5 protein-coding genes and 1 pseudogene are annotated in these 5,421 nt (G+C 49.2%); 4 read left to right on the top strand and 2 right to left on the bottom strand.

Annotation, left to right across the window (positions count from 1 at the left end; all coding sequences use genetic code 11):
- Positions 1 to 418 precede the first annotated feature (418 nt).
- A complete protein-coding gene (locus ACTHUE_RS10345) occupies positions 419 to 751 on the top strand; it encodes a stress response protein (RefSeq protein ID WP_070583918.1) in 333 nt (110 codons plus the stop codon).
- 51 nt (positions 752 to 802) lie between these two features.
- On the opposite strand, the gene ACTHUE_RS10340 is transcribed toward ACTHUE_RS10345, so the two are convergent.
- Positions 803 to 1,537, bottom strand: coding sequence for an epoxyqueuosine reductase QueH (locus tag ACTHUE_RS10340; RefSeq protein ID WP_219088546.1), 735 nt, complete (start codon positions 1,535 to 1,537; stop codon positions 803 to 805).
- A gap of 112 nt (positions 1,538 to 1,649) precedes the next feature.
- Positions 1,650 to 3,095, bottom strand: a pseudogene (locus ACTHUE_RS10335) (patatin-like phospholipase family protein).
- A gap of 140 nt (positions 3,096 to 3,235) precedes the next feature.
- On the opposite strand from ACTHUE_RS10335, the gene recO reads away from it, so the two are divergent.
- The 3 genes from recO (at position 3,236) to acpS (ending at position 5,242) form a co-directional block, all read left to right on the top strand.
- Positions 3,236 to 3,979 (top strand): DNA repair protein RecO, encoded by a 744-nt coding sequence (gene recO, locus ACTHUE_RS10330; protein ID WP_070824286.1) that lies wholly within the window; start codon positions 3,236 to 3,238, stop codon positions 3,977 to 3,979.
- A 68-nt stretch (positions 3,980 to 4,047) separates the two neighbouring features.
- On the top strand, positions 4,048 to 4,776 hold the full coding sequence (pdxJ, locus tag ACTHUE_RS10325; protein WP_070814162.1) for a pyridoxine 5'-phosphate synthase: 729 nt from the start codon (positions 4,048 to 4,050) through the stop codon (positions 4,774 to 4,776).
- 88 nt (positions 4,777 to 4,864) lie between these two features.
- A complete protein-coding gene (gene acpS, locus ACTHUE_RS10320; RefSeq protein ID WP_219088549.1) occupies positions 4,865 to 5,242 on the top strand; it encodes a holo-ACP synthase in 378 nt (125 codons plus the stop codon).
- Positions 5,243 to 5,421 lie beyond the last annotated feature (179 nt).

The following is a 5,421-nucleotide window of genomic DNA, read 5'->3' as shown; positions in this document are numbered from 1 at the left end:
GTTGCTGCATTCATTGTTCAGTCTTCCCATTAAAAAACACAAGATACGGTATGTGATTGCTTTGAACGGCACAATATAATGTATTTTTCTTTGTTTAACTAGACTTGACAATGCGCTTTTTTCGGGGGCTGATTAAGGAGAGGGAGGGCTCAGACTAGGATTCATGTGGCTTTGTGGCGATTTGGCATTATTTTGCATTTGCATCACATTTGGTTAGACATTGGCTAGAGGCTTATGAAATAAAGAAATTTATATTCAGCTTCTGTCTTCATGGACGGTATGTTAAATTTTGCAAAGCAAGAAGGATAGTGCTGTAATTGCTTAAACTCATTTATCATGAAACATATTGAGAAGTTTGTCGAGGTATCAGGCGAGGCATATAATGGGATGACTATCCAACCTAAACTGGGAGCGAATCATGTTGACACTGAAAACTTTAGGTTCCGCACTGGCGGCGGTTGCCGTATTGAGCTTGGGTGCTTATTCTGCCGAAGCGGCGGCCAAACCGCATGGCCATCATGTGAGCAAACACCAGCAGGCGAAGAAAAACAAATTGCATCCTGCTTGTAAGAGATACCTTGAGCGCCGTGCTGCTTGGTATCGTTATAAAGGCAACAAGGCTGAGTTGAGGGAAAACCGTAAAGCGGCAAAAGCGTTCCGCGGTTTGCCTTATGCCGAGCAAAAAATTCAATGCCAAGCTGCTTATCAGGCATTTGATGATTTTGATCACGGCAAATTCCGCCGCCGTTAATCATCTGATTTGAACAAAGGCCGTCTGAATATTTCAGACGGCCTTTGATATTTATTTCTCAACAAGGATTTTGTTTTCGGCTTGAGGCTCGTATTGGGTGGATTCATCACCGTAATACAATACGCCCAGCTTGATGGGGATGCGGCCTTGCGATTTGCGGTGGGCATTGGAATCGCGCAGGGAGTAGGCGCAACCGCAATATTCTTGTTGGTAGAAATGCTCACGCTTGCTGATTTCAATCATGCGTGCGCTGCCGCCGCCTTTGCGCCAGTTGAAATCCCAATAAACCAAGTCATCGTACGGCTCGGCAGCGCGATGGCCGCAGCCGTTGATTTGTTTCATGTCTTTCCAGCGTGAAATGCCCAGTGAGCTGGTGAAGACATGGAAGCCGTTTTCATGGGCGTATTGCGCCGCTTTTTCAAAACGCATGTCGAAACACATGGTGCAACGGATACCACGTTCAGGTTCAAATTCCATGCCTTTGGCTTTGGCGAACCATTCTTTGCGGTCGTTTTCGTAGTCGTCGTCTTTATCGACAAAGGGGATGCCAAATTTGTCCGCAAAACGCATATTTTCTTCTTTGCGCAACATATATTCTTTGTGCGGATGGATATTGGGGTTATAAAAATAAATGGTGTAGTCGATGCCGCTGGCAAGCATGGCTTCCATCACTTCGCCGGAGCATGGGGCGCAGCAGGAATGCAGCAGGACTTTCTTATGGCCGCCCGGTGGAACGAGGATGGGGCGGTCAATATCGGTAACGATGGGAGTGTTTAATTCGGTCATGGTTGGATTCTATTTATTGTTAAGTGTTTCAGACGGCCTTGGGTATTGAGGCCGTCTGAAATATAAGATGAAGCATATATTTTAACAGAGCTACACTTTATGGAACAGTTTGCTACTGCTTTTCTTTTTCGTTCAATGGCTTGAACTCTTGCACATCCGGAGGCGGGGCTGCAAAGATGGTGTCTGGATTGGGGTGTGCCGCAAATTCTGCCAGCAGGTTGCGATAGTCCAGTGACTGTTTCATCAGTTCGGCGGCGGCGGTGCGCAGGTTGTCCACGTCTTCCGGCGGCAGATAGAAACTGGTCGGAATATTCAATACCTTGTCCCTCAGCTGGGATGGCGGAAGGTCTTTGAGATTCAGGCTGACGAAAGAGAAATAGATGTTTTCATTTTGCTTGTCTTTGTTCCATTGGTCGACAAAAGCTCTGAAGCGGCGCAAAGATTCTTACGAATGTTGGTCGATCGGGATATTCACGATGGCGGAAACGACATCTCGGAAACCGGGTACGGCAGCGCTTTTATCCAAATTGCTGCTGACTTCGTTTTGGGCATTGACGTTGATGACGACAATATGGCGGATTTTGTTTTGTTTAATTTTATGCGTCAGGATTTTTTCCGGATACATCTCCGTCATGTCCAAAAGGCTGCGCATGCCCAGATTGTCGGTTAAACCGCCGTCGATAAGGTGGATGTAGGGACGGTTTTTACTGTCGCTGTATTTTTGGAAACGCTCGAAAAATTCTTTTCGGGTTTGCAGCTGTTTTTTACCTGCTTCGCTGTCTTCGCTGTCGGAGACAAGTTGAAACGGCGGCGTGTATTGGCAATGGCCGCCGTTGTTATTGAGCGTAATCGGTGCAAACACCATAGGTACGGAGCTTGACGCGGCAGCGGCGCGGGCAAGTCGCAAGTCGCCCAAGTCGATACACATCGGGTCGAAATATTCTTGCGTGAAATTGAAACGCTCGCCTATGCCCATATCGGTGGCGGAAATGATGGCAAACGGGCCTTTGCGGTTCATTTCCAAATCGCGGAAAGTGGTTTTGCCGAAAAGGTAGTTTTCAAACTGCTCCTGTAACAGATCACCGCGTCCGTATTCAGGCGAGGCCAGTCGGGGCAGGTTGGACATGGAAAATGCTTGTTTGACAACTTGGCGTTGGAAGTTTTGGTGTAGGAAACGTTTGTAAAACAAGGGAATGGTTTCTTCGCCCTTGAGTGCAAAATAAGCCGCCAAAACCGAGCCTCCGGATACGCCGACCACCACATCGACATTCGACATCAAAGACTGTTTTTTACCGCCTATGGTAATCTGCTGCTTATGAAGCTGCTCCAACACGCCATAACCCAAGGCCGCCGCGCGAGTACCGCCGCCGGAGAACATCAACACAACAAGCGTATCGTCTTCGTCGTTGTGCTGAGGCCGGCTGGTTTCAAAGCGGTAGCCACGCTGCAGGTCGACCGTATCAATACCGGCGACAGGCTGATATTTCATCAGCGAACAGGCGGATAATAGGGCTGCAGAGAGCAGGGAAAGGGCAGATTTAAAAGGGAATTTTGGCATAAACATAGGAAAGTCGGTTGTTCATTCAAAACGGATTATAAAGGTTTTCAGACGGCCTTTATAGAAGGCAGATTTTCAGACGGCCTTTTTGCGTCGATTTTCCGTTATAATCGACACAATCTTTATCTTTCCAAACCCTTATGGCGCAACCAAACCGCATCAACCACGAACCTATCTTTCTGCTTGCTTCCGCCCCGTGGCGCGAGAGCAGCTTGTGGGTGGAGGCTTTCAGCCGCCGTTATGGGCGGGTGGCTTTGTTGGCCAGAAGCGCGCGCAAACGGCAGAGCGAATTGCGCGGCGTGTTGGTACCGTTTGTGCCGGTGAGTGCGTCTTGGTATGGTTCGCAAGAGTTGAAGACCCTGCATCGTGCCGAATGGATAGGCGGGTGGCCGCAGCCGCAGGGCAGGGCTTTGTTCAGTGGATTGTATGTGAACGAGTTAATGCTGAAATTGACCGTCCGTGAAGACCCGTTGCCCGAGCTTTACGATGTTTTGGCGGAAACCATGAAAACCATCTGTTGCGAGGCCAACCACATAGCCGCTTTGCGCCGTTTTGAATGGTCGCTGTTGACACGTTTGGGTTTTGCCCCCGATTTGTTTCATGACGGCAACGGCAATGAAATCAATGGCGAAGAAACATATTGGCTCACGCCTGAAGAAGCTGTGGTTCCCCTGGCCGAGGCCGACCGTTTCCATGCGCTTAATAAGGGCGTTGCCGTATTGGGCGCGACTTTAATCGATTTGAGGGAAGGCAGTTTCGTTCATCAGGAAAGCCTCGGTCAGGCTTTGAAAGTAACGCGGCTTTTGATTGACAACCTTCTACCCGAGGGCATCAAGTCTCGGCAGGTTTTACAGCAGTTGCAGCAGTTTGGCTTGGGCAGTTGAATTTTTTCAGACGGCCTTTGATAGGTAATGACTCAGGCCATCTGAAACCTTAATGAAAGGACATTATTATGTTGTTAGGCGTAAACATCGACCATATTGCCACCGTCCGCAATGCGCGCGGTACGATTTATCCCAGCCCTGTCGAAGCGGCGCTGATTGCAGAAACCCACGGCGCTGATTTGATTACCATGCACTTGCGTGAAGACCGCCGCCATATTAAAGATGCGGACGTGTTTGCCGTTAAAAACGCCATCCGCACGCGCCTGAATTTGGAAATGGCGCTGACGGAAGAAATGCTGGAAAACGCGCTCAACGTCATGCCGGAAGATGTGTGCCTCGTGCCTGAAAAACGTCAAGAAGTGACCACCGAAGGCGGTTTGGACGTATTGGCGCAACAGGATAAAGTAGCCGAGTTCACTAAAATCCTGACCGACGCAGGCATCCGCGTGTCCTTGTTTATCGATGCCGACAACGCGCAAATCCAAGCCGCTTATGATGTCGGCGCGCCCGTTATCGAGTTGCACACCGGCGCATATGCCGATGCGCACAGCCACGCCGAGCAAATAAAACAATTCGAGCGCATTCAAAACGGCGCGCATTACGCCAGCGATTTGGGTTTGGTCGTTAACGCCGGACACGGCCTGACCATTCACAATGTTACGCCGATTGCTCAAATTCTCGCCATCCGCGAGCTGAACATCGGCCATTCGCTGATTTCCCAAGCACTCTTCCTCGGCCTGCCTGAAGCTGTCCGCCAAATGAAGGAAGTCATGTTCAGAGCCAGAATGCTGCCTTAACGGCATCAGCCATACAGGCTAAAGCGGTTTGCTTTGGCCTGTATTCACACTTTCAGACGGCCTGACTATTTAAACAAGGAGCAGACCCATGATTTATGGAATCGGTACAGACATTGTTTCCCTCAAACGCATTATCCGCCTGAACAAAAAATTCGGACTGGCATTTGCGCAACGCATTCTCAGCCCGGAAGAGCTGTTGGAATTTCCGCAGGCAGGCAAACCGGTCAACTATCTTGCCAAACGTTTTGCCGCCAAAGAGGCTTTTGCCAAAGCCGTCGGTACGGGCATACGCGGAGTGGTGTCTTTCCGCAATATCGGTGTCGGACATGACGCATTGGGCAAACCTGAATTGTTTTTTGCACCGGCTTTGACAAAATGGCTGAAAGAGCAGGGTATCAGCGGCTGTCATCTCAGTATGAGCGATGAAGAGGATACCGTCATGGCTTTTGTCATTGCGGAAAAATAAGGCCGGATTTAAGTATTCTGAAATAGAAAATCCTTTTCAGACGGCCTGAAGGGTTAGGTATTTGTTGAAGGTCGGGCGTATAGGCCCGACATCGTTTTTTTACGCATAAATCGGTAGGTGTCGCCGCCTGCCACATATTAAGAATAATCTCATGATGACTGAAGACACACGTCCATTTG

The sequence above is a fragment of the Neisseria sp. P0021.S005 genome (genome assembly GCF_051956955.1).
This window is presented reverse-complemented; position numbering and strand designations above follow the sequence as displayed.

Coding starts and splice junctions, on each gene's coding strand:
- acpS (WP_219088549.1), top strand. CDS start 4,865: ATGATTTATGGAATCGGTACAGACATTGTTTCCCTCAAACGCATTATC.
- recO (WP_070824286.1), top strand. CDS start 3,236: ATGGCGCAACCAAACCGCATCAACCACGAACCTATCTTTCTGCTTGCT.
- ACTHUE_RS10340 (WP_219088546.1), bottom strand. CDS start 1,537: ATGACCGAATTAAACACTCCCATCGTTACCGATATTGACCGCCCCATC.
- ACTHUE_RS10345 (WP_070583918.1), top strand. CDS start 419: ATGTTGACACTGAAAACTTTAGGTTCCGCACTGGCGGCGGTTGCCGTA.
- pdxJ (WP_070814162.1), top strand. CDS start 4,048: ATGTTGTTAGGCGTAAACATCGACCATATTGCCACCGTCCGCAATGCG.